This is a genomic window from Duganella sp. GW821-FHT07F09, assembly GCF_059418705.1.
The window spans coordinates 1-25455 of record NZ_JBWKQJ010000009.1; the positions used below are offsets into that span (position 1 = coordinate 1).

General features: G+C 63.2%; 15 protein-coding genes. 9 read left to right on the plus strand and 6 right to left on the minus strand.

Annotated elements, in window-relative coordinates; all coding sequences use genetic code 11:
* Nucleotides 1-301 precede the first annotated feature (301 nt).
* From AC07P1_RS22510 to AC07P1_RS22530, 5 genes are all read left to right on the plus strand, one after another.
* A complete protein-coding gene (locus tag AC07P1_RS22510) occupies nt 302-613 on the plus strand; it encodes an iron transporter (RefSeq protein WP_494697935.1) in 312 nt (103 codons plus the stop codon).
* On the plus strand, nt 610-2199 hold the full coding sequence (locus tag AC07P1_RS22515) for a PepSY-associated TM helix domain-containing protein (protein ID WP_494697936.1): 1590 nt from the start codon (nt 610-612) through the stop codon (nt 2197-2199). Before AC07P1_RS22510 ends, AC07P1_RS22515 begins: the two co-directional genes overlap by 4 nt.
* The gene (locus tag AC07P1_RS22520) at nt 2196-2564 is read left to right on the plus strand and encodes a DUF3325 domain-containing protein (RefSeq protein ID WP_494697937.1); all 369 of its coding nucleotides are present in this window, start codon (nt 2196-2198) and stop codon (nt 2562-2564) included. Before AC07P1_RS22515 ends, AC07P1_RS22520 begins: the two co-directional genes overlap by 4 nt.
* A gap of 93 nt (nt 2565-2657) precedes the next feature.
* Nucleotides 2658-4958 (plus strand): GH92 family glycosyl hydrolase, encoded by a 2301-nt coding sequence (locus AC07P1_RS22525; RefSeq protein ID WP_494697938.1) that lies wholly within the window; start codon nt 2658-2660, stop codon nt 4956-4958.
* A gap of 285 nt (nt 4959-5243) precedes the next feature.
* On the plus strand, nt 5244-7118 hold the full coding sequence (locus AC07P1_RS22530) for a sensor domain-containing phosphodiesterase (RefSeq protein ID WP_494697939.1): 1875 nt from the start codon (nt 5244-5246) through the stop codon (nt 7116-7118).
* A gap of 93 nt (nt 7119-7211) precedes the next feature.
* Here the strand turns inward: AC07P1_RS22530 and AC07P1_RS22535 are convergent, their stop codons facing one another.
* The 3 genes from AC07P1_RS22535 to AC07P1_RS22545 form a co-directional block, all read right to left on the minus strand.
* Nucleotides 7212-8885: an alpha-amylase family glycosyl hydrolase gene (locus AC07P1_RS22535; RefSeq protein WP_494697940.1), complete on the minus strand. Its 1674-nt coding sequence runs from the start codon at nt 8883-8885 to the stop codon at nt 7212-7214.
* Nucleotides 8886-8942: 57 nt separating this feature from the next.
* Complete coding sequence (locus tag AC07P1_RS22540) at nt 8943-10574, minus strand: alpha-D-glucose phosphate-specific phosphoglucomutase (protein WP_494697941.1); 1632 nt, start codon at nt 10572-10574, stop codon at nt 8943-8945.
* Between the two features lie 160 nt (nt 10575-10734).
* Entirely contained in the window at nt 10735-12060 is a 1326-nt protein-coding gene (locus AC07P1_RS22545; protein WP_494697942.1) for an MFS transporter, read from the minus strand.
* Nucleotides 12061-12265: 205 nt separating this feature from the next.
* Between AC07P1_RS22545 and AC07P1_RS22550 the strand changes: the two genes are divergently transcribed.
* Entirely contained in the window at nt 12266-14695 is a 2430-nt protein-coding gene (locus tag AC07P1_RS22550; protein WP_494697943.1) for a TIM-barrel domain-containing protein, read from the plus strand.
* A gap of 77 nt (nt 14696-14772) precedes the next feature.
* Nucleotides 14773-16602, plus strand: coding sequence for a M2 family metallopeptidase (locus AC07P1_RS22555; RefSeq protein WP_494697944.1), 1830 nt, complete (start codon nt 14773-14775; stop codon nt 16600-16602).
* Between the two features lie 191 nt (nt 16603-16793).
* Here AC07P1_RS22555 and AC07P1_RS22560 read toward each other — a convergent pair whose 3' ends face one another.
* Complete coding sequence (locus AC07P1_RS22560; protein ID WP_494697945.1) at nt 16794-17357, minus strand: TetR/AcrR family transcriptional regulator; 564 nt, start codon at nt 17355-17357, stop codon at nt 16794-16796.
* 150 nt (nt 17358-17507) lie between these two features.
* Here AC07P1_RS22560 and AC07P1_RS22565 point away from each other — a divergent pair, with 150 nt between their 5' ends.
* A complete protein-coding gene (locus AC07P1_RS22565; protein WP_494697946.1) occupies nt 17508-18161 on the plus strand; it encodes a glutathione S-transferase family protein in 654 nt (217 codons plus the stop codon).
* 91 nt (nt 18162-18252) lie between these two features.
* On the opposite strand, the gene AC07P1_RS22570 is transcribed toward AC07P1_RS22565, so the two are convergent.
* Complete coding sequence (locus AC07P1_RS22570) at nt 18253-20922, minus strand: TonB-dependent receptor (RefSeq protein WP_494697947.1); 2670 nt, start codon at nt 20920-20922, stop codon at nt 18253-18255.
* 654 nt (nt 20923-21576) lie between these two features.
* On the opposite strand from AC07P1_RS22570, the gene AC07P1_RS22575 reads away from it, so the two are divergent.
* Complete coding sequence (locus AC07P1_RS22575) at nt 21577-24912, plus strand: alpha/beta hydrolase-fold protein (RefSeq protein WP_494697948.1); 3336 nt, start codon at nt 21577-21579, stop codon at nt 24910-24912.
* A 35-nt stretch (nt 24913-24947) separates the two neighbouring features.
* On the opposite strand, the gene AC07P1_RS22580 is transcribed toward AC07P1_RS22575, so the two are convergent.
* Nucleotides 24948-25394 carry a hypothetical protein gene (locus AC07P1_RS22580; protein WP_494697949.1) on the minus strand — a complete coding sequence of 149 codons (447 nt, stop codon included), beginning with the start codon at nt 25392-25394 and terminating at the stop codon, nt 24948-24950.
* Nucleotides 25395-25455: the final 61 nt, after the last annotated feature.

Here is a 25455-nt window from a genome sequence, read left to right on the forward strand (position 1 = left end):
CTCACCATCGCTCTTGATGAGCTGAGATCGTTGATCCCGACATTTAAAATTTGAGGGGAAGGCTCAGGGTCAGGTCCGACATTCGGACACGAGCACATCGGCAATGCCGTTCAGTTCGTGTCCGAATGTCGGCACTGACCCCGCTTGGATTGCCTTGGTTTATCGCGTTCGCTTGCCAAATCGCCCCGCTCCCGCGATAATGGAATAATTCTCATTTGCGTTTGCGCCCGCAGCCCGTCCCGCACCAGCCACGTCACCGCCATCAAAGAGAGAAACCTCCCTTCTCCCTTGAAAGACCCGTATGACCGTGTCGCAGTCCCAGAAAGCGCCCCAATTGCGCTACCGCGCCGGCGTCGCCCTGCGCGCGCTGATCGCCATCTTCGGCGGCTACGCGGTGGCGGCCGCGATCGCGGCGACGCTGGCCATGTGGCTGCCCATCGCCCGCGTCGAAGCCGCGCTGACCGCCACCATGACAGGCCTGATTATTTATCCGTGCGCGATCATGTGGTGCTTCGCCGCGCGCACACCCTTGCGCGCGCTGGGCGGCCTTCTGCTGGCGGCGCTGCCGTTCATGCTGCTGCTCGCGCTGGGCACGCAGGGAACGGCGGCATGAAGGAAGGCTTCCGTCAATCGATGGCATGGCTGCACACGTGGTCAGGCTTGCTGGTGGGCTGGGTGCTGATGCTGATCTTCATGGCCGGCACGTCCAGCTACTACCGCGATGAGATCACGCTGTGGATGAAACCCGAGCTGCACCGGGCAGCCGTCGCACCGGTGACGCAGGCGGTGGCGGCCGATCAAGCCGCGCGCGTGCTGCAAAAGCGCGCCCCCAACAGCGAGCGCTGGTTCGTGTCCCTGCCCAGCGGCCGCGAGCCGGCGGTACAAACCATGTGGGCGCCGCCGGCCGGCGAAGGCAAGGCCAAAGGCAGGGGCAAAGGCCGCCGCCGTTTCGAGGAGGCCCTGCTGGACCCGGCCACCGGGGTGGAACTGGCCGAAGCCCGCTCCACGCGCGGTGGCGACTTTTTCTACCGCCTGCACTTCGACCTGCACTACATGCCGGTGCCGGTGGCGCGCTGGATCGTCGGCATCTGCGCCATGTCGATGCTGGTCGCCATCCTTTCCGGCATCGTCACCCACAAGCGCATCTTCAAGGACTTCTTCACGTTCCGTCCGCGCAAAGGCCAGCGTTCGTGGCTCGATTTCCATAACGTCAGCGCGGTGCTGGCGCTGCCCTTCCATCTGATGATCACCTACACCGGCCTGGTGACGTTGATGTTCATGTACATGCCGTGGGGCGTGAAGGTCGCCTACAACAACAACGACAAAGCCTTCTTCGCCGAGCTGTTCCCCGGCTCTCCGCAAGGCGCCAAAGCCTCCGGCGTGGCCGCGCCATTGACACCGCTCGGCCCCGTGCTCGCCCACGCCAGCCAGGCCTGGGGCGGCGCGCCAGCCGGACGGATAACGGTCGACTTCCCCAACGACGCGGCGGCGACCATCGCCGTCACCCAGCAGGAGGGGCGCGGCGTCAGCTCGGACCTGCCGACGCTGATCTACGACGGCGCAACCGGCAGGCCGCTGCCGTCGCCCGACGCGGGGCGCGGCGCCGCCGTGGCGACACGCGGCGTCATGTACGGGCTGCACATCGGACACTTCGCCGATCCCTTGCTGCGCGCGCTGTTCTTCATCTCCGGCCTGGCCGGCAGCGCGATGGCCGCCACCGGCCTGCTGCTGTGGGCAGTCAGGGAAAAACCCAAGCATTTGAAGGCGGGCCGCATCGGCTTCGGCCTGCGGCTGGTAGAAGGCCTCAATATCGGCGCGGTCGCCGGCCTGCCGGTGGCCATGGCCGCGTACTTCTGGGCCAACCGTCTGCTGCCCGTGGGGCTGGCGGAGCGTCCGGCGGCGGAAGTCAGCTGGTTCTTCACCGCCTGGGCGGTTGCGATGGTGGCGGGACTGGCCTGGCCATCGCGCCCGATGTGGCGCTTGCAGTTGCTCGTGGGCGGCCTGCTGTTCGCGTTGCTGCCGGTGCTCAACGGCGCGACCGGCGGCGCCCATCTGCTGGTCAGCATTCCGAATGGTTTGTGGACGCTGGCCGGCTTCGACGGCGTGACCTTGCTGATCGGCGGCCTGCTGCTTTATGCTTCGGCACGACTGGGACGTGCGCCAGTGACAAAAACCCGACTTGCGGGGAATGCGGCATGACTTCGATTTACGCGGCAATGACGGGATGCGCGGCGGTGGCCGGGGCGTTTTCGGGATTCGCTTTTCTGGGCCTGGCGATGGATCGCCACTGGGCCGACGTGCACGGGCGCGGCACGGAACCATCGCCGGCGCAGCGCCGCAGGTTGCGGTGGTTCGGGTGCGGGCAGCTGTTGTTGTCGCTGCTGGCTTGTCTGGCGCTGCGGGGCAGTTCGCAGGGCTGGGTGCTGTGGCTGGGGGCGCTGACGGCGGCTGGGTGGATGGCGGTGCTGATGCTTACCTACGCGGTGCGGCGATTGCCGCGCAGCGGTATGGCGGCTGGCTCTCTGGCGCTGCTGGGCGCCGGGGTGGCGGTGCTGGTGCGTTAATCTTCATATGCCGTCGGCGGCGCATGCATGGCGGATTAGATGGGAGCTGGCGGACGTGGTATCTTTTTGGATCCGCCATCGTCCCATCTGATCATGAAACCTTATCTTTCGGCTGTGTTGTTCGCGTTAACCGGCTTGGCATCGGCGGCGCCAGTCGTCGATCCGGTCGACTGGGTCAACCCGCTGATGGGGACTGCCAGCAAACCCGAACTCTCCAACGGCAATACCTACCCGACCATCGCGCTGCCGTGGGGGATGAATTTCTGGACGCCGCAAACCGGCAAGATGGGCAACGGCTGGACCTACACCTACGACGCCGACAAGATCCGCGGCTTCAAACAAACGCACCAACCGTCGCCGTGGATGAACGACTACGGCCAGTTCGCCATCATGCCGGTGGTCGGCCAGACGGGCGGCAAACCAAAATTCACGCAGGACGACCGCGCCAGCTGGTTCTCACACAAGGCCGAAGTGGCCAAGCCTTACTACTACAGCGTCTATCTGGCCGACGCCGACGTGACGACGGAGATCACACCAACCGAGCGCGCCGCGCAGTTCCGCTTCACTTTCCCGCAAACCGACGAGGCCTACGTGGTGGTGGACGCCTACGACAAAGGCTCGTACATCAAGGTTATTCCGGCCGAACGGAAGATCGTCGGCTACAGCACCCGCCACGCGCGCGGTCCGCTGCCCAAGAACTTCAAGAACTATTTCGTCATCCACTTCGACAAGCCGTTCGCCTCCACCAGGCTGTGGAACGGCGACCAGCTGGCCGGCGAGGTGCTGGAACTGGCGGCCGACCATGCCGGCGCGCTGGTCGGCTTCAAGACCGCGAAAGGCGAAAAGGTCGGCATGAAGGTGGCCTCCTCCTTCATCAGCGAGGAACAGGCGGAATTGAACCTGAAGCGCGAACTGGCCAACGACAGCTTTGACACGACGGCGCAAAAAGGCAGGGATATCTGGAACAAGACGCTGGGCCGCATCGACGTCGAAGGCGGCAGCGAGGAGCAGACGCGCACCTTCTATTCCAGCCTGTATCGCACCTTGTTCTTCCCGAATAAGCTCTACGAGATCGACGCCGGCAACCAGATCGTCCATTGGAGTCCGTACAACGGCCAAGTCCTGCCCGGGTATATGTTCGCCGGCACCGGCTTCTGGGATACCTTCCGCGCGCTCTACCCTTTCCTCAATCTGATGTACCCGTCGATCAACCGCGAGATGCAGGCTGGCCTGGTCAACGATTTCAAGGAGGGCGGCTGGCTGCCCGAGTGGTCCAGCCCCGGCTACGCCAACGTCATGATCGGAAATAACTCCGCCTCGGTCGTGGCGGAGGCGTACATCAAGGGCCTGCGCGGCTACGATATCGAAACGCTGTGGCAGGCGCTCAAGCACGGCGCCAACAACGAAGGCCCGATGAGCGCCGTCGGCCGCGCCGGCGTCGGCTACTACAATGCACTGGGCTACGTACCATACGACGTCAAAATCAACGAGAACGCCGCCCGCACGCTCGAATACGCGTACGACGATTTCGCCATCTACCAGTTGGGCAAGGCGCTGGGCAAGCCGCGCTCCGAGATCGCCATCTACGGCCAGCGCGCGCTGAATTACAAAAAACTGTTCGATCCGGAGACGGGTCTGATGCGCGGCAAGAACAAGGACGGCACCTTCCAGTCGCCGTTCAATCCCTTCAAGTGGGGCGACGCCTTCACCGAAGGGAATAGCTGGCACTACACCTGGTCGGTGTTCCAGGACGTGAACGGGCTGATAGACCTGATGGGCGGGCGCGAGAAGTTCGTCGCCAAGCTCGATGAAGTCTTCACGCTGCCGCCGGTTTACGACGAGAGCTACTACAAGGCCGTGATCCACGAAATCCGCGAAATGCAGATCGCGAACATGGGCCAGTACGCGCATGGCAACCAGCCGATCCAGCACATGATCTACTTGTACGGCTACGCCGGCGCGCCCTGGAAAACCCAGTACTGGGTGCGCGAGACGATGAACCGCATGTACAAGCCCACGCCGGACGGCTACTGCGGCGACGAGGACAACGGCCAGACCTCCGCCTGGTACGTCTTCTCCGCGCTCGGCTTCTACCCGGTCACGCCGGCGGTGCCACAGTACGTGGTCGGCGCGCCGCTGTTCAACAAGGCGACGCTGAAGCTGGAAAACGGCAAAACCATCGTCATCAACGCGCCCGCCAACAGCGACAGCAAGCGCTATGTGCGTTCGCTGAAGGTCGATGGCAAGGCCACTTCGAAGAACTGGCTCGGTCACGCGGACCTGATGCGCGGCGCCAGGCTGGACTTCGATATGACGGAGCGGCCCGAAACACGGCGCGCCACCGCCCCGGCCGACGCGCCCTATTCCCTCTCCACCGATCCACAGTATCAATAAAACCACAGGGCGGACTTCGTCCCGCCCTTGCAGGTCTGTCGCTGTTTGCACGAACGCAACTTTTCATGCCTATCCTACGCTGCGATCTAAAAATCATGCTATGATTTATTACGTCAACGCAATAATATTTTCTTTATTGCAAACAAGCCAGCCGCCGAGCCTCAGACACGCCCTCACCCTGCGTCGTTCAAAGGCCCCGATGACCAACAGGCCATGCGGCGCCCGCCAGTGCCCCACCCCGCATTGAATAGCACCTTGTCAACCAAATAACAAAATGACCGGATCATGACTATTTCTTGCCAACTCAATGAAGCGCGCCGGCTGGAGGCGCTCAATAAACTCAATCTGCTCGACACGCCGCCCAGCGACGCCTTCGACCGCATCACCCGCATGGCCACGCGCCTGTTCGACCTGCCGATTGCGGCGGTGTCGCTGACGGACGCCGACCGTCAATGGTTCAAGTCGCGCGTCGGCGTCGAGCACACATCGATCCCCCGCCTGCACGCGCCCTGCGGCGAAGTGGCCGACAGCAGCCGCGTGCTGGTGATCCCGGATATGCTGAGCGATGCGGCCTTTCGCGACAGCCCGCTGGCCGCCAGCGGCATCCGCTACTACGCCGGCGCGCCGCTGACCACCATCGACGGCTACTGCCTGGGCGCGATGTGCGTGCTCGGCACCGAGCCGCGCGAGACCACCAAGGCGGAACTCGACATCCTGTCCGACCTCGCCGCCATGGTCATGTCGCAGATCGAGATGCATCACGCGCTGGGCCGCATGGACCCGCTCAGCGGTCTGCCGAACCGCAACCAGTTCATCGAAGACTTCCAGGATATGCAGCGCGAGCGCCCCGCCGACGAGCAGCGTCTGGCGGTGCTGATCAACCTCGCCACCCCCGAACAGATGTCGCACGCCGCACGCGCGTTGAATCCCTCCTTCCTCGACGAGCTGGTGATCGATTCGGCGGCATGGATACGCGCCGAGACGGGACCACACCGCAAGGTCTACCACGTCGCCGCCATGCAGTTCGCGCTGCTGTCCGAGCCGGACATGACGCTGGACGACTACATACGGGTCCTGGAAGAGAAGCTGGAGATGGCCGTCAGCATCAGCAAGCTGCGGTTCGTCACCACGCCGTCGATCGGCGTCACACCGTTCGAAGTCGGCACCGCCGACGCCATGAATGTGCTGCGCCAGGCGCAAAGCGCGGCGCACGACGCCATCGACAGCGCCACCCACGTCGCCGTGTACTCGGCGGTGGAAGACCGCCTGTACCGGCGCCGTTTCAACCTGCTCAACGACTTCGCGGCGGCGCTGACCAGCCGCGATCAACTGCGGCTGGTCTACCAGCCGCGCGTCGACATCGCCAGCGGCGAATGCGTCGGCGCCGAGGCGCTGCTGCGCTGGACCCACCCGACGCTCGGCCCGATCGGGCCCGGCGAATTCATTCCCATCATCGAGCGCTCCGGCCTGGCCCAGGCGACGACGGCGTGGGTTCTGAACCGCGCTTTGCACCAGCAGCAGGCGTGGCGCAAGGCCGGCCTGGAGCTGCGGCTGTCGCTCAACGTCTCGGCCTCCAATCTGCTGGAGCCGGACCTGGCCGACCGCGTGGTCGCCGGATTGGAACAATACGGCTTGCCACCGGAGTGCCTGGAACTGGAGATCACCGAAAGCGCCATCATGGAGCAGCCGGTCAAGGCCAACGCCATGCTCGAAGCGCTGGCAGGCACCGGCGTGCACCTGGCGATCGACGACTTCGGCACCGGTTACAGCAGCCTGTCGTACCTGCAGCGCATGCCGGCCAACGTGGTCAAGATCGACCAGTCGTTCATCCTGGGGTTGGAGGACGACTATCGTCAACAGGGCTTGGTCAGGACGATGATCACGATGTCGCAGGATTTGGGACACCGGGTGGTGGCGGAAGGCGTGGAGCGCGGCGACGTGCTGGCCTTCCTGCGTTCGGCCGGCTGCGACGAGGCGCAGGGATATTTGTTCGCGCGTCCGCTGGAGGTGGATGCCTTCGCGGCCTGGTGCCGCGACAGCAGCGCATGGGATGAAGCGGTTGCCGCCGCCGCTCCACGACGCGAACCGCGCGCATTGTGCTCATTAGCGCGGCCGAAGATCAGCATGGCGGCCTCCCGCCGTCGCCACCAGGCGCGTTAGGCACCACGGAGACACGTAGGGCGGATTAGCGCAGCGTAATCGGCCATGCATGCGCCGCCGGCAGCACAAAGATGGCCGATTACGGCGTTCCGCCTAATCCGCCCTACCGATCAGCACTATCGCGTTGCGCGTGCCGAAACCGACTTTTCCGCCTTTGACCACGGCCGTCTTGCCCGAGTAGTAGTCCTTGACCTTCTGGCCATTGGCGAACACGCCGTGCACATTGATCGTGGTGGCCTTATCGGTCGGCAGGTCCAGCGCGACGACAACCTTGTCGCGCAACCCGCCCTTGTCATAAGTCCGCTTGAACACATATGGCTTGGCCTGCAGTTGCTGGTGCACGCCCGCTCCCACCGCCACATGCGCCTGGCGGAACAAACCCAACTTGCTCCAATGCGCGCGCACGTCGGCGATCTTGTAGCCGTCGCGCGCCGTGTTCTGCTCCAGCTCATCCCAGTTCATGAAGGTGCGCAGCTTGGCGTCGCCCACCGCGTCGGCCTGATCGAGCTTGCGCGCGGTTTCGTCACCGTAGTAGATCTGCACGGCGCCTGGCGCCAGCAGCAACTTGGTCGCGCTCTCGAACGGCCGTTTGCGCTCGCGGTCGAACGGCTGGTCGTAGTCGTGCGAATCGACATAGTTCAGCACCGAGTAGCCGTTCAACGCGCCGCCATGCAGCGTGTTCGAATAACTGCTGAACAGCGACTCGTAATCCTTGTTCGCGTCGCGCACCAGGCCGAAATTGATCACGCTATCGAAGCCGTTTTGATAGTAATTGGCGCTCTGCCCACCCAGATCGTAATTCTGACCGTGGGCGATGTCGTAGTTATAGACTTCCGCCGTCATGTAGAACTTGTCGTCGCCGAGCTTCTTGTCCGGATTGGCGCGCTTCCAGTCCTCGAACGCCGCATCGGCGACGGTGCGCAATTCCTTCCACACCCCCGCCTCGACGTGCTTGACGGTGTCCGCGCGGAAGCCGTCCACGCCGAACTTGCGTATCCAGTCGGCGTGCCACTTCATCAGGTAGTAGCGCGGCGCGCGCGGGTAGCCGGTGCGCTTGAAGAATTCGTCGAGCTCCTTGACCTCCTGCGTGTAGCGGCCTTCGCGTCGCCACTTCTCCACCAGCTGCGGCGGCAACTCGACTTCCTCGTTGCTGTCAGTGCGCACGTCGGGCAGGTTCTTCACCAGGGTGCATTCGATGGTGCTCTTCGCGTCCTTGTGCGTGCACGCCGGTTCGGTGCGCACCCACTGCTGCGGCCATGCCTTGTCGATCGTCGTCTCCGGACCGATGTGGTTCATCACCACGTCGAGGATGACGCGGATGCCGCGCGCATGCGCGGCTTCGACGAAATTGCGGAAATCGGTTTCGGTGCCCAGGTTGGCGTCGACGGCGGTGAAGTCCTTCGCCCAATAGCCGTGGAAGCCGTAGGATTTACCGGTGCCTTCGTCGGTGCCTTCGTGGATCTGCTCCACCGGCGGCGTGAGCCAGATCGCGTTCACGCCCAGGCTGTCGAAGTAACCGTCGTTGATCTTGTTGGTGATCCCGGCCAGGTCGCCGCCCATGAAGCCGCGCAGCGGCGCGGCGTCGGCGTTGCGGCCATAGGCCAGGTCATTGCCGGTGAAGGCATTGTTGAAGCGATCCGTCAGCAGGAAATAGACCGTGGCGTTCTCCCACAAAAATGGCTTTTTTGCCGCGGCCGGCGTTGCCGCCGATTTGGCAGCCGGTTCGGCGGCCATTGCCGGTGCGCCGAAAGCCAGCGCCAAAGCCATTGCAAGAGTCGTACGTGTACTCCACTTCGTCCATTCCATGCTGTCGTCCTTATGGTGTTATGTGGTGACGGTCGGGCGCGCGCGTCCGGTCCATCCTTCAATGCCGCCGACCTGCTCGGCGATCAAGATCAATGCGGAAAGCGCCTGCTGTGTAGGCAGGTGGTGCATGGCAGGATCGTCCTCGTAGCGTTCCAGATAAACGCGCAAGGTCGCTCCTTCCGTACCGGTGCCGGACAAACGGAACACGATGCGCGAGCCGTTGGTCATGACGATGCGGATGCCCTGCTTCTTCGACACCGAACCGTCGATCGGATCGGTGTATTCGAAATCGTCGGCGAAATCGACCACGTAGTGGCCCAGGTCCTGGCCCTTCAAGGTCGCCAGCTTGATGCGCAACGAATCCATCAGCTCATTGGCGCCTTCGACCGGCACGCCCTCGTAGTCGTGACGCGAATAGTAGTTGCGGCCGAAGCGCGCCCAGTGCTCGCCGACCAGCTGCTCCACCGACTTGCCGGTGACGGCCAGCAGGTTAAGCCAGAACAGCACGGCCCACAGGCCGTCTTTTTCGCGGATGTGGTCCGAGCCGGTGCCGTAGCTCTCCTCGCCGCACAGCGTAGCCTGGCCGGCGTCGAGCAGGTTGCCGAAGAACTTCCAGCCGGTCGGCGTCTCGAAGCTCGGGATGCCCAGCGCGGCGGCCACGCGATCGGACGCCTGCGACGTCGGCATCGAACGGGCGATGCCTTTCAGGCCGGCCTTATAGCCTGGCGCCAGGGTCGCGTTCGCTGCCAGCACGGCCAGGCTGTCCGACGGGGTGACGTCGAACTTGCGGCCGACGATCATGTTGCGGTCGCCGTCGCCGTCCGACGCGGCGCCGAAGTCCGGCGCATCGTCGGCGGCCATCAGTTCGATCAGTTGGGCGGCGTTGACGGGATTCGGGTCCGGGTGGTGGCCGCCGAAGTCCTCCAGCGGCTCGCCGTTGATGACGGTGCCGGCCGGCGCGCCCAGCATCCCTTCCAGGATCGCCTTGGCGTAGGGGCCGGAGACGGCGGACATGCCGTCAAAGCACATGCGGAAGCCGCCGCCGAATAATTTTTTGATGGCGTCGAAATCGAACAGCTCCTGCATCAGTTCCGCGTAGTCGGCCACGGAGTCGATCACTTCGACGTCCATCTGCTCGATGCGCGAGGCGCCGATTTTATTCAGGTCGATCGCGGCGGCGTCGCTGATGCGGTAGGCGGTAATCGCTTCGGTGCGCTGGTAGATCGCCTCGGTCAGGCTTTCCGGCGCCGGGCCGCCGTTGGCGATGTTGTACTTGATGCCGAAGTCACCATCCGGTCCGCCCGGATTGTGGCTGGCCGACAGCACAATGCCCCCCAGCGCGGCGTGCTTGCGGATCACGCAGCTGACGGCTGGTGTCGACAGGATGCCGCCCTGGCCCACCAGCACCTTGGCAAAGCCGTGCGCCGCCGCCATGCGCAGGATGACCTGCACCGCCTCGCGGTTGTGGAAGCGGCCATCGCCGCCGACCACCAGCGTTTTACCGGCGACGTCGCCCAGCGTATCGAACACGCTTTGCACAAAGTTCTCGAGATAGGACGGCTGCTGGAAGACGGTGACTTTTTTCCGCAGGCCGGAAGTCCCCGGCCGCTGGCCAGGGAAAGGTGTGGTGGTGACTGTCTGAATGCTCATGTTCGCTCCGGGTGGATAAGAATGACAAATTGGTGAAATCGGGGTGACAACGACGGGTTACAACTCCGCCTGGCCGCGCGTCACCGCGCTGCGACGGTTGTACCTGTTCCGGCCAAATCGCGTCGCACAACATACTTGTCTCACGAACAATATTACAGCATCAACCCTCCGGGTCCGCGTTATCCTGGACGGACATGGTCAAAATCGCCGCCACCAGCATGCACACGCCGCCCAGCATCAGCGTCTTGACGGCGTGGCCGTCGAACACCTGCTTGGTCATGAAGCCGAGCAGCAGGCCGCTGACGATCTGCGGAATCACGATGAAGAAATTGAACACGCCCATGTAGTAGCCCATGCGGCTGGCGGGCAGCGCGCCGGCCAAAATCGCGTACGGCATGGTCAGGATGCTGGCCCAGGCGATGCCGACGCCGATCATCGGCACGAAGGCCATGTTCGGATCGCGGATCGCGAAAAGGCTGATCAGGCTCGCGCCGCCGATGGCCAGGCAGGTCATGTGCACGAACTTGCGGCTGGTGTGGCGCGCGAAGATGGGCAGGATGAACGCGGCCAACGCGGACACGCCGCTGTAGACGGCGAACATGACGCCGACGTGGTTGCCGGCCTGCTGGAAGGCGGCCGATTGCGCGTCCGTGGTGCCGTAGACGTTTTCACCGATGGCGTTAGTGGTGTAGATCCACATCGCGAACAGGCCGATCCAGGTAAAGAACTGCACCGCCGCCAGCTGCACCATCGTCTTGGGCATTTTGCCAAAGCCGCTGAAGATCTCCGTCAGCGCGCGGCCCAGGCCCCGGGTGCGCTGCTGCTCGGCGCGGAACGCTTCCAGGTCGCTCGGCGGTTCTTCCTTCGCGGTCAGCAAGGTCCACATCACGGCGGTCATATAGATCGCGCCGCCGGCGTAGAACGAATAGCGCACGGTGTCCGGGATGGCGCCGTTGACCGGCACATTACTCACGCCCAGATAGTCGGCGAAGATGGTCGGCAGCAGCGACGCGATCACCGCGCCCCAGCCGATGAAGAAGGTTTGCATCGCGAAGCCGGCGGTCTGCTGCGACGGTCCGAGCTTGTCGCCCACAAAAGCGCGGAACGGCTCCATCGACACGTTGATCGCGGCGTCGAGCATCCACAGCACGACCACCGCCATCCACAGCGCCGAGGAATTCGGCATCAGGAACAGCGCCAGCGACGCCAGTACGGCGCCGATGAAGAAGAACGGACGGCGGCGGCCCCACTGCGGGTGCCAGGTGTTGTCGCTCAGGTAGCCGATAATCGGCTGCACCAGCAGGCCGGTGACCGGCGCCGCCAACCAATACAGGGACAAGTCGTCGGGATTGGCGCCGAGCGTGGAGAAAATCCGGCTGGTGTTAGCATTCTGCAGCGCGAAGCCGAACTGGATACCGAAAAAGCCAAAGCTCATATTCCATAGCTGCCAGAACGACAGTATGGGCTTGCTGCTGGAAGATTTCATGCGACGCGTCCCGTTTATTGAAATTTGTAGCAAAATAACACGGCACCCCATGTGTGTCAATTGAAAGGATACCGAGGTAAAATAACGCCAAACGGCGCGCCTTGGACCAAATTTTATCGCCAAATGTAGCCAAACAACAGAATACATAACATCCACGAGACTCCTACCCGACATGACAAGCAATCCCCTCGTAAAACTTGCATTTTTGCCACTATCCCTGTTCACCCTGTTTGCCGGCCACGCCCCGTCCGCGCTGGCGCAGAACGCCGGCCGCATCTTCGCCAGCGCCACGCTGCATGGCGGCTATATGGAAGTGCGCACCAGCGACGGCGTCTATCTGATCAAGCCCTACACCCGCAGCATCATCGAAACCACCTTCATCCCCGAGGGAGAGACGGCCGATCCGGCCTCGCACGCGGTGGTGCTGGCGCCGGCGGCGGTGACCACCTCGTTCTCCGACAAGGCCAACAAGATCGAGTACGCGACGCCGGGCCTGGTGGTCACGGTGACCAAGTCGCCGTTCCAGATCTCGTACGCGTACAAGGGCAAACAGCTGGTCGCGGAGAAGAAGGGCTACATGAAGGTCACCGACGACGTCGCGACCGGCAGCAAGGATATCAACAAGGGCGCGCCGCGCGTGCTGGAGGCGATCGAATTCGCGCTCGACAAGGACGAGGCCTTGTACGGCGCAGGCGCGCGCGCGGTCGGCATGAACCGGCGCGGCAACCGCTTCACGCTGTATAACAAGGCGGACTACGGCTACGGCGCGACATCGAAGCAGCTTAACTACGGCATGCCGATCGCGCTATCGTCGAAACTCTATGCGCTCCATTTCGATAACACCCGCACCGGCTACCTTGATTTCGACAGCAAGAAGGACAACAGCCTGCGCTGGGAAACCATCGGCGGCCGCAAGACCTATCAAATCGTCGCCGGCGACAAATGGGAGGACGTGGTCGACAACTACACCTACCTGACCGGCAAGCAGCCGATGCCGCCGCGCTGGGCCTTCGGTAACTTCGCCATGCGCTTCGGCTACCACAGCGAAACGGAAGCGCGCGCGGTGGTCGACAAATTCATCGCCGACGACATCCCGCTCGACGCCATCGTCTTCGATCTGTACTGGTTCGGCAAAGAGGTCAAGGGCACGATGGGCAACCTGGCCTGGGACGCCGACAACTTCCCCAACCCGATCGGCATGATCTCGGACTTCAAGCAAAAGGGCGTGCAGACGGTGGTCATCAGCGAGCCGTTCATCGTCGACACCTCCAGCCGCTGGAAGGAAGCGGTCGACAAGAAGATCCTCGGCACCGACGCCAACGGCGCGCCGCTTGCCTACGACTTCTTCTTCGGCCACACGGGCCTGATCGACATCTTCGGCCAGCCCGGCAAGGACTGGCTGTGGAATATCTACCGCGACCTGCGCCTGCAGGGCGTGACGGGCGTCTGGGGCGACCTGGGCGAGCCGGAACTGCACCCGACCGAAATGCGCCACGCCACCGGCGGCGCCGACGAGGTCCACAACATCTACGGCCACCAGTGGGCCAGGTTGGTGGCCGAGGGCTACGAGAAGGATTTCCCCACCGAGCGCCCGTTCATCCTGATGCGCGCCGGTTACTCCGGCACGCAGCGCTACGGCATCATCCCGTGGTCCGGCGATGTGGACCGCAGCTGGGCCGGACTGCAATCGCAGCCGGAGATCTCGCTGCAAATGGGGATGCAGGGGGCGGGCTATATGCACTCGGACCTGGGCGGCTTCGCCAACCCGGTGCTGGACAACGAACTGTATGCGCGCTGGCTGCAATACGGCGTATTCCAGCCGGTGTTCCGCCCGCACGCGCAGGAGGAAGTGCCGTCGGAGCCGATCTTCCGCGACGACAAAACCAAGGCGCTGGCGCGCGACGCCATCCGCATGCGTTATCGTCTGCTGCCATATAACTACACGCTCGCCTTCGACAACAACCAGAAAGGGCTGCCCCTGATGCGCCCCATGGTGTACGAGGAGCCGGGCAATGCCAAGGTCCGGGCGATGTCGTCAACCTACCTGTGGGGCAAGGACTTCCTGGTCACGCCGGTGATGAAGGCCGGCGCCACCAAGACCGACGTCTACTTCCCCGCCACCGCCGCGTGGTTCGATTTCTATACCGGCGAGCGGCAGGCCGGCGGCGCGACGCGGTCGGTAAAACTCAGCCCGGACCACGTGCCGGTGTACGTGCGCGCCGGCGCCTTCATTCCAATGACGCGCGTGGTGCAGACGACGCGCGACTACACCACCAAGAACATCGAGCTGCACTACTACCACGACACCTCGGTGAAAACCGCCACCGGCAAGCTGTATGACGACGACGGCCTGACCGCGCAGGCGTTCGAACATGGCAAGTACGAGCTGGTGACCTTCACCAGCAAGGTGTATCGACGCGGCCTGTCGATCAATATCGACTCGGCCATCGGCGACAACTACCGCCGGCCGGAACGCAGCGTCGATCTGACGGTGCACAACGTTGGCGCCAAGCCGGCCTCGGTGCGGGTCGACGGCAAGGTGACGACCTTCGCCTGGGACGCCGGCAGCAAGCTGCTGACGCTGGTGCTTCCACCCAACGCCATGCCTTCGCGGACCGTCTCCATCGCCCTGTAAGCGTGTATGATTCTCGGCTATTGAATCGTCGCCCGTCGAGGCGATTGGTTCAATGGCCGATACGACTACCCAGGGAGATGCACTTGACACCAAAAATTATCAGCACGCTGCTGGCGGCTTCCGCCATGACAGCCGTCAGCGTTACCGCGCTGGCCGCCCCCGCAAAAAAACCCACCGTCGCCGAAGCGGAACGCTTTTTGGCCGACACGGAAGAACGCCTCAATAAACTGAACAACGAACAGGCGCGCGGCGCCTGGGTCGGTTCCAACTTCATCACCGACGACACGGAGGCGATCACCTCCTACTTCGCCGAACGCTATCTGACGGCGTCCGGCGAAGCGGCGATCGGCGCGCGCCGCTTCAACGGCCTGAAACTGCCGGCCGAATCGGCGCGCAAGCTGATGTTGCTGCAGCAAACCCTGGTCTTCGCCGATCCGAAGGAGCGCGAACAGTATGCCCAGTTGCAGGCGGCGCTGAACGGCGCCTACGGCAAGGCCAAATACTGCGTCAAGAAGGACGACGGCACCGGCGACGCCTGCATGGCGCTGGGCGAAATGGAAAAGGTTCTGGCGAACAGCCGCGACGAGCCCAAACTGAAGGAGATGTGGCTGGGCTGGCACGCTCAATCGCCGTCGTACAAGGACAAGTACACCGAATATATCGCGCTGTCGAACAAGGGCGCCAAGCAGATGGGCTTTGCCGACACGGGCGCCATGTGGCGCGCGCAGTACGACATGCCGCCGGAAGCCTTCGCCGCCGAGATGGAACGCCTGTGGCAGCAGGTCAAACCGCTGTACGAATCGCTGCACACCTACACCCGCTACAAGCTGCGCGAAACCTACGGCCCGGACGTGGTGCCGCTGACCGGCCCTATCCCGTCCCACCTGTTCGGCAATATGTGGAGCCAGAGCTGGGACAACCTGTACCCGATCCTCAAGCCGAAGACCGGCGCCAGCGGCTACGACCTGACCAAGGTGCTGGAAGCGCGCAAGACCGACGCCAAGCAAATGACGCAGTACGCCGAGCGTTTCTACACCTCGCTGGGCATGCAGAAGCTGCCGGCCACGTTCTGGGAACGCTCGCTGCTGACCAAGCCGCGCGACCGCGACGTCGTCTGCCACGCCTCCGCCTGGCCGCTGAACGAAAAGGACGATGTGCGCATCAAGATGTGCATCACGCCGACGGCCGAGGACTTCACCGTCATCCATCACGAGCTGGGTCACGTGTACTACTTCCTGGCGTACAACAAGCAGCCCTTCATGTTCCGCAACGGCGCCAACGACGGCTTCCATGAAGCCATCGGCGACACCGTCGCGTTGTCGATCACGCCCGATTACCTGAAGAAGGTCGGCCTGATGGAGCAGGCGCCGCCGGCGGACGCCGACATCGGCGACCTGCTGAACCGCGCGCTGGCCAAGGTCGCGTTCCTGCCGTTCGCGTACTCGGTGGACAAGTGGCGCTGGGACGTTTATGCCGGCAAGACCAAGCCTGAGGACTTCGACAAGACCTGGTGGCAGCTGCGCGAGCAGTACATGGGCGTGAAGCGCCCGGCGGCGATCGCGCCGGGCGGATTCGACGCCGGCGCCAAGTACCATGTCGCGGCTGACGTGCCGTACGCACGCTACTTCCTGGCGCACATGCTGCAGTTCCAGTTCCACCGCGCGCTGTGCCGCGAAGCCGGTTATACGGGTCCTTTGAACCGCTGCTCGGTGTACGACAACGCCAAGGCCGGCGCCAAGCTGCAGCAGATGCTGGCGATGGGCGCCAGCAAGCCATGGCCGGAAGCGCTGAAGGCGATATCGGGCGAGGACAAGATCGACGGCGGCGCGCTGCTGGAGTATTTCGCCCCGTTGAAAACGTGGCTCGACCAGCAGAACGCCGCCTTCGCCGCCGCCCAAAAGCAGTAAGCGGAACCCGCGCAAGTGAAAACAGCCACGGAAACACGTAGGGCGGATTAGCGAAGCGTAATCGGCCATGCCAGCGCCGCCAGCGGCTCACACATGGCCGATTACGGCGTGCCGCCTAATCCGCCCTACGTATCTCCGCGAGAGTTTGAGTGTCGCGGAAACACGTAGCCGCCCTCGCCCCCCCACCGTGCTCAGGGCAGCAACCCCGCTGCCCGATACGCCTCCAAGGTCCGATCGAACACCGTCACATCATCGCACCCGCGCGCCACCAGCTGCGCGCCCTCCACCGCCGAAAACACCGCGAACGCCCACGACTTGACGGCCGCCGGCGCCATCTTAGGCTTGCCGCTTGCCAGCACGCGCGCCAGCCACTCGACAATCAAGGTCGTGAACCGCTCCACCTCCACCCTCACCTCCGGCGCCAGGCCGGGCCGCTCGGCGGCCAGTATCCCCGCCATGCACATGCGGTTCTCGCGCAGCAGCGTATCGCGAAACACCTCCACATACCGGGCGATACAAGTCTGCCAATCGAGCTTCTCGTCGACCAACCCGTTCAAATACGCCAAAAACTCCTCGGTGTACTGACGCGCCAGCGCCGCCCCCAAATCCCCCTTGGTGGGGAAATAGTAGTGGATGCTGGAGCTCTTGACCCCCACCGCCTCCGCCAGGTCGCGAAAACTCAAGGCGCTGTAGCCGTTCGCCTGCACCATCAGCCGCGCGGCCATCATCACTTCCTGCTTCTTGTCGCTTGCCATATCCATCCTCAATAAAAATCGCTTGACGCGGCAAAACATCCGGCCTTAGTATCTACCTATCGATAGATAGATAAAGCCGAATACGTCTATCGTTCGAACCGATTGTAATCTATCTACCGAAAGGTAGATCAACTCACACCAAAGGCAACAATGAAAATTCACGACACCCCGGGCTTCCCCAACCCCGCCCGCATCCGCATCGTCCTGGCAGAAAAAGGGCTGGACGCCCGGATCGAATTCGTCCCGGTCGACCTGTTCGCCGCCGAGCACAAACGGGAACCTTTCCTCTCCAAGAATCCTTCCGGCGTGGTGCCGGTGCTGGAACTCGACGACGGCACCTTCATTTCCGAATGCGTCGCCATCACCGAATACCTCGACAACCTCGATGGCAATCCCATCCTGACAGGCACCACGCCACGCGAAAAGGCCGTCATCCACATGATGCAAAAGCGCGCGGACGACCAATTGATCGACGCCATCGGCAACTGGTTCCACCACGCGACACCGGGCCTGGGACCGGTCCTGGAAGCGTACAAGAGTCCGGAGTGGGCGCATCGCAAGGAATGGGGCGAGCGCCAGTTCGCCAGGTTCCAGCGCGGGCTGGACTACTTCAACGGCGTGCTGGGCACGCACCCGTACATCGCCGGCGAGCGCTTCTCGATGGCCGACATCACCGCCTACGGCGCCCTGCTGCACGCGGCGGCGGCAGGCATCGGCATCCCGGAAGAATTGACGGCGCTGGCCTCGTGGCACGCACGCGTATCGGAACGCCCGAGCGTCAAGCAGCGCAGCGGCCAGCACTGACCGCCGGACGCCGATAAGTATCGAGCCTCGCCATAAAAAAACCCCCGCCGGCTTGCGCTGGCGGGGGCTGAAGAGCGGAGATACAACCGGTTTAGAACTTGTAGTTCACGCCAGCGATCACGGTGCGGCCATACTTTGCGTATTCCAGCTGCTGGGCGCGATCGCCGTTGTAGGTTTCATACGCGGCGTTGCGCAGGTTGTTGACCTGCAGGACCAGGCCCACGCCCTTCATGGCACCGCTGTTGAAGGTGTAGCCGATCTGGAAGTCGACGACGTTCTCGCCCACAACGTAGCGCAGCGCGCGGTCGTTCGAGAAGTTGCCGATCTCGCCGACGAAGTCGGAACGGCGACGCTGGCTGATGCGCGTTTCAAAACCATTCTTCTCGTAGTAGGCGGTCAGGTTGGTGGTGCGCTTCGACAAGCCCGGCAGCGGGATGTTCGAACCGATGCTGCCGCTTGGATCTTCAATGGCGATCTTGCTCTCGGTGTAGGTGGCGCTGGCGCTCACGCCGAAGCCGTCGAGCACCGGTGTCAGCATATTCAGCGGCATCGAACCGGACAGCTCCACACCCTTCAGGATGCCGCCGTTGCCGTTATAGGCGGCGGTGTAGTTGCCGGTGCGCGAGGCCAGCGGACGACCGTCCGGCATCAGATAACCTGCCGGGAAGTAGTTGGAGAAATCGTAGCTCTTGGTTTGCGTGAAGATGTAGGTGTCGAGCTTCTTGAAGAACGCGGCGGCGGCGACATACGCTTTCTTGGCGAAGTACTTCTCGTACGAGATGTCGAACGCCTTGGCGCGCCATGGATCCAGCTGGGCATTGCCGCCGCTGGCGTTCGGCTCGCGCTTGGTGGTGTCGACGTTGATTTCCAGCGCCGAGCGCATCTGGTCCACCCGTGGACGGGCCAGTTGCTTGGCCAGGCCGAAACGAACGGTCTGGTCGTGCTCGAAGCCGAAGGCCAGGTTCATGCTCGGCAGGAAGTCGGTGTAGCTCTTGCCGTCGTGGACAGGCTTGATCTGGCTGCCGACCGGCGCGCTGTTGTCGACATAGCGCGAATCGGACGACTGGCTGGTGTTCTGCATCTGCACGCCGATGTTACCGCGCAGGCTGACCGTCGGGCTCAGCTCCGTCTCGATGTTGGCCTTGGCAAAGCTGGTGACGACTTTCTCGTTGACCGTCCACGCTTTCGGGATCAGGTAGGTCAGGTCTTCGCTCGGCTGGAACGACATGAACTGGCTGACCATGCCCGGCACGTTCCAGGTCGGGATCGAACCGGCGCCGGCGAAGCCGAGGTCGGCATTGCCATACTGCAGGCTGCCAGGCACGGAGACAGGCGCGCCGACCAGGTTGATGCTGCCTTCCGGCTGGCGCTTGCTCTTGCTGCGGTCGGCGTAGTTGACGCCGAAGTCGAAGCTCGAGAACACTTTTTCCAGATCGCCGCCGGCGCGCACGTTGGCGGTCAGCTTGGCGCCCTTCAACTCGTCTTCCACGCTCGGCACCTTGCCGTAGCCGGAGCCGTAGATGGTGTTGCCGACGAACAGGTTGGCCGGGTTGCTGTAATCGAGGCCGGTGGTCATCTGCGAGTAGCCGCCGTTGCCGTAGCCCAGGTTGACCTTGTCCAGCAGCGCCGACGCGCCGCCATTGCTGTATTGCAGATTGTTTTCCAGGCTCAGCTCGTTGCGCTTGGCCTTCGAGTAGTTCAGGTCGGCGAAGATGGTGAAGTCGCTGTTGCGGAATTCGTTGCTCCAACCCAGCGCGCGGATATCATCCTTGCGCTTGTTGTACATGCCGCGCACCAGCGGGCGCACGTTGTTGAGCGTGCCGCTGGCGATGGTGCCGTTGTTGACCTGGACCGGGTTGTAGTTCGACTCGCCCTGCTCCAGCGAGATTTCCAGCTGGTTGGCGGTTTCCTCGGCCTTGAAGCGCGACGCGTACACGTCGAGGATACTGGTCCATTGCTTGCTCGGACGGTATTGCAGCACGCCCATGACGCCGTCGCGCTGGTTCTCGCCGCTGCGGGCCACGGCCTTGATGCCGTTCGATGCGAAGGTGCCGGCCGGCAGGCCGTTGCGCGCGTCGCGTTTCCACGGCTCGTACAGGCCGGTTTCATTGGACAGGATAGGGGTTTCCAGGCGCGCGTAGCCGAGCGCGATACCGATCGTGCGGTTGGCGAACTGGTCGATATAGCTGGCGCTGAAGCGGCTGCCGGTGTCCTTGGCGTTGCCGATCTTGCCCAGCGAATTCTTCTCGCCACGGGCGTTGAACGCCACGGTACGGTTGGAGAAGTTCAGCGGACGCACGGTTTGCATGTCGATGGTGCCGGACAGGCCCTGGCCGACCAGGCCGGCGTCAGGCGTTTTGTACACGGTCACGCCGCTCATCAGCTCGGACGGGTATTGATCGAATTCGACGCTGCGGTTGTCGCCGGTGCTGACCTGCTCGCGGCCGTTCAACAAGGTGGTGGAGAAGTCGGGCGACAGGCCGCGAACGCTGATGACCTGGGCGCGGCCGGCGACGCGCTGGGCGGCCAGGCCCGGCAGGCGCGAGATCGACTCGGCGATGCTGACATCCGGCAGCTTGCCGATGTCTTCGGCGGAGATGGCCTCGACGATGGAGCTGGAATCCTTCTTGACCGAGATGGCGCCCTCGATACCGCGACGGATACCGGACACGACGACGGACGCGATCGGCACCTCGGTCGCCGCCGGCGCGTCGGCGGTGGTCTGCGCATAGGCCGGGCTGGCCAACGCGGCTACAAACAAAGCGCACCCCGCTGCGACCGGCTTTAATGGAAATGCAGCGGTCTTGCTGCGCTTATTTGCGAAAATACTCATTCAATGTCCCCTCAACACGACATAAATTAATTTCCCGCAACATCAGGCGCACCGCATCGGGGCGTCACAACTACACGGGAATCCAAGGAAAAGCTGACGTTCTCAAGACGTTCTGGCAAGAATTTTGTACTAAAACTAGATTCACTGTCAATTGAACTTCTGTTTACCTACGGATTGCGGGGCTCGGGCACAAGCGGCCTCCCTATGAAGATGTGTTTGTCGTTGTATTTCCACTACAGGAGCTTGCCGAATGATATGTAGTAGAACTACATATTTTCCGAAAAAACGACGTGTTTTTGAAAGCAAATGTCAGTTTACTGCTGAGTTTCAAGCGCCCGCGGGCCTGGGCGAGCCGCAACAAAGCGCGCGATTCGCTCGTGCTGCCGAAAAACCACAAGATTTTTGTATTTCGAGTAAATTTAGCCTTCGCCGGGGGTTTGATAGCCTCCGACATTCAGAGTATTCTCTGGCCCGACCGTGAGTAAGCCGGACTCGAGACTTAAAAATCCGTCTTGTAGTACGACTACTTGGAGGCGCACGGGGACACCGTGCAAAGAAAAGCATCACACTGGAGATAGAACAATGAGTTTTCGCCTGACCGCGCTGTGCGCCGCCATGTCCGTCGCTTCGCTGGCATCGGCCGCGACGACCGCCACCGTCAACTATCCGACCTGGGACGGCAAGCAGGAAACCGTCCGCTACGCGACGCCGGATGCCGGCGCCACACTGCGCAGCTACACGCAAGCGACCACGATGCGCGTGCGCGAAGGCGGCCAGCAGCAAATCGGCTATCAGGAATCGGCGGTCCTGCCGACGGTCCGCGGCGGCACCCTGGCCTTCGACGCGCTGTTCGCGCTGGCCGGAGTCGAGATGAAGCAGGACTCCGTCAGCGAAATCCGCGACGGCAGCTACAACGGCGGCAACGCCATCCCCTGCGAGTGCTTCGAAACCGGCGAGTTATGGCACTACGTGTGGACCCGCGACCTGTCCTACGCCGCGTCGCTGGGCCTTGGCATGCTGGACCCGCAACGCGTGCGCAACTCGCTGCTGTTCAAGCTCTCCGGCTACCGCGATGGCGTCAAGCCGGGCGCGCACGTCGCCGGCAGCACGGACGGCCTGCAGATCATCCAGGACACCGGCAGCGGCGGCAGCTGGCCGGTCAGCACCGACCGTATAAGCTGGGCCTTCGGCGCGGACGAGGCCCTCAAGGCGCTGGCGCCGGAGGAGCGCCGCGCGTTCGCCGCCACCGCGCTAAAGGCGCTCACCAATACGCTGGAAAACGACAGGATCGCCGTCTACGACCGCGCCGATGGTCTTTACAACGGCGAGGAATCATTCCTCGACTGGCGCGAGCAAAGCTACGCGGCATGGATACCGGGCGACCTGGCCAGCATGGCGACGTCGAAGGCGCTGTCGACCAACGCCGGTCATTACAAGGCGCTGACCCTGGCCGCGCAACTGGCGGCGCAACAGGGCGACAAGGCGCTGGCCGACAAATACGCCGCATGGGCGACGAATCTGAAGCGCGCCATCAACCAGCGCTTCTGGCAGGCCGACACCGGCATGTATAGCAGCCTGACCGCCGGCCACTTCGACGGCGCGCCGCTGTACAAGTACGACTGGCTGGGACAATCGCTGGCTATCGTCACCGGAATCGCCGACGAACGGCAGGCGCAAAGCATCCTGGCGCGCTATCCGCATGGTCCCTTGGGCGCGCCGGTGATCTATCCGCAGCAAACCGGCATGGCCGTTTATCACAACCGCGCCATGTGGCCTTTCGTCACGGCGTATGGCCTCAAGGCGGCGGCGATGCACGGCAACGTGGCGGTGGCCGATGCGGCCTACGACACGCTGATGCGCGGCGCCGCGCTGAACCTGTCCAACATGGAGAATCTGGAATGGCTGTCGGGCCAGCCGATGCTGGAGGATAAGCGCAAGGTGGACGGCAAGCAAGTCGACCTGAGCGGGCCGGTGGTCAACTCGCGCCGCCAGCTGTGGTCCGTGGGCGCCTATCTCGGCATGGTGGTGGGAGAGATATTCGGCGTGCGGACGACGGACAGCGGCATCGCGTTGCGGCCTTTCGTCACGGCCAAACTGCGCCGCGAAGCCTTCGCCGGCAGCGACGTGGCGACGCTGAACAACCTGACTGTGCGCGGCAAACGCATGCGGGTACGCCTGCTGCTGCCCGTCGCCGCGCCATCGGCCACGCAGGGCTACTACGCGGTCGACAGCGTAACGGTGAACGGCAAGGCCGCCACACAATCACTGGATTGGTCGGCTCTGGCCGACGACAACACGATCGACATCCGGCTGGGCGGGCTGCTGCCGGGGCGGCAGGAGAAGCGCGACGTCGGCGCCAAGCCGCTGGTCGAAGATCCGGCGGTGTACGCGCCCTCCGAGCCGCGCATCGTCAAGCTGGAACGCGGCGCCTACGGCGTCCCTACTTTGCATATCGCGTATCAGGGCGCCAGCAAGGGCGTGGTCTACAACATCTATCGCAACGGCGAACTGGCGACGCAACGCGTCACGGCGAACAAGTGGGCCGACCGCCGCGCGCCGCGCCTCGACAAAGGCGACGGCGGAAACCTGTGCTACGCGGTGGAGGCGATGTACACCGGCTCCGGCAACCGCAGCCACCACAGCGCGCCGGTCTGCCTCGAAACAGGCACCGTGATCGGCGCCGGCGACGCCCGCATCCAGTCCGACATTGCCGCCACCGGCGGGCATATCGCCGGTTGGGGAGCGCCGACGGACAAGTTGGCGGTGCGCGACATCAAGGTGGCGCGTGACGGCAGCTACGCGCTGCAGATCAAGTACCGCAACACTGCACACCAGATCAACCTGGGCATCAGCGGCGGCGTAAAATGGTTGTCGTTGAAGGACGACAGCGGCAAGGTCGTCGCGGCCGGCGTGGTGCAGTTGCCACACTCGCCGGAGCAGGCCGGCCCCTCGTATTCGACGCCGATCCGCGCCGTGCTCAAAGCCGGCAGCTACCGTCTGGAACTGGAGGACCACTACAACATGACCTACCTGAAAAGTAACACCACCTACAGCGATGCCGGTGGCGTGAAGGGACCGTCGAACAAGGTCGACATCCACGGTGTGCGCGTAATGCCGGTGGCCCCGCAGGCGGCCGCCGACTCCAGCGTAGACGCATCCCCCGCGCCCGCGGGCACCATCCGCATCGTCGAAAATTTCGCGTCGCCGCAACTCGGCAACAGCCGCAATCTGCGCATCTACCTGCCGCCGGATTACGAGAACAATCCTCGGCGCCGCTATCCGGTGCTCTACATGCACGACGGCCAAAACCTGTTCGACGCCAAAACCGCCGCCTTCGGCGTCGCGTGGGACATCGGCGCCACGATGGACCGCCTGATCGCCGGCGGCGCCGTCGAACCGGCCATCGTGGTCGGCATCGACAACACCAAGGACCGCATGGACGAATACACGCCCTGCTGCGACCCGAAACACGGTGGCGGCAAAATCGACGCCTATATGGCCTTCATCGTCGATACGGTCAAACCGTGGGCCGACGCCAACCTGCGCACCCTGCCCGGCCGCGAGCACACGGCCATCATGGGCTCTTCGCTGGGCGGCCTGGCCTCGGTGTACATCGCCCAGCGGCATGCGGAGATCTTCTCCAAGGCCGGTGGCGTATCGGGTTCGTTCTGGTGGAATGACGGCGCGTTCATAAAGAACGTGCCCGCGCGGCAGCCGGTCAAGTTCTACATCGACGCCGGGTCGAAAAAGGACGGCATCGAGCACACGCTGAAAATGCGCGACGCCATGCTGGCGCAAGGCTACAAGCTGGATGAGGATTTATATTTTTACGAATCGCCAGACGGCGTCCACAACGAGAAATCGTGGGCGGCGCGGGCCCACCTGCCGCTGACCTGGTTCTTCGCCGCTACGAAGTAAGCACTTCGTAACGGCGAACAGTCAAGCAACCCGGCTTACTTCGAGTCCTGGATGGCCTCGAGCATTTCCTCGCTGGCAATGCCGGTCTCTTTTGCATGAGACAGCAACTTGCTTTCGAGGGATGCGCTCGAATCGGCGCGAGCCGCATATTCAGCCACACCGCCCCGAGCCGCCAGGGTGCCGGCGGTCGAAGGCGAATCGAGTAACACGGCCGAACCGTTCACCACGAACGATTTAATTTCCGGCGACGTCTTCGTATTATTTGTGACAGTAAAGCCTTGATAACCCAGTTTAGACGGCGGCAGGCCGGTTTCGCCTTCCTTCAGCTTTTTCTGGGGCAGATTTTTCACGAGATTGAGAATCTCCTGAATTTCACTCTCGTCGGTGATGGTAAAGGTCGGGTTGGCACGGCCCGAAAAGACCATCAATTCGACTTTAAGCGTTTCCTTCTTGAGCGTTGGCGTTTGTGCTTGAGCCGTCATAGTAAAAGTTCCTACCAGGGCGAATGCGACCGCTGTCAAATATCGTTTCATCTTATTCTAT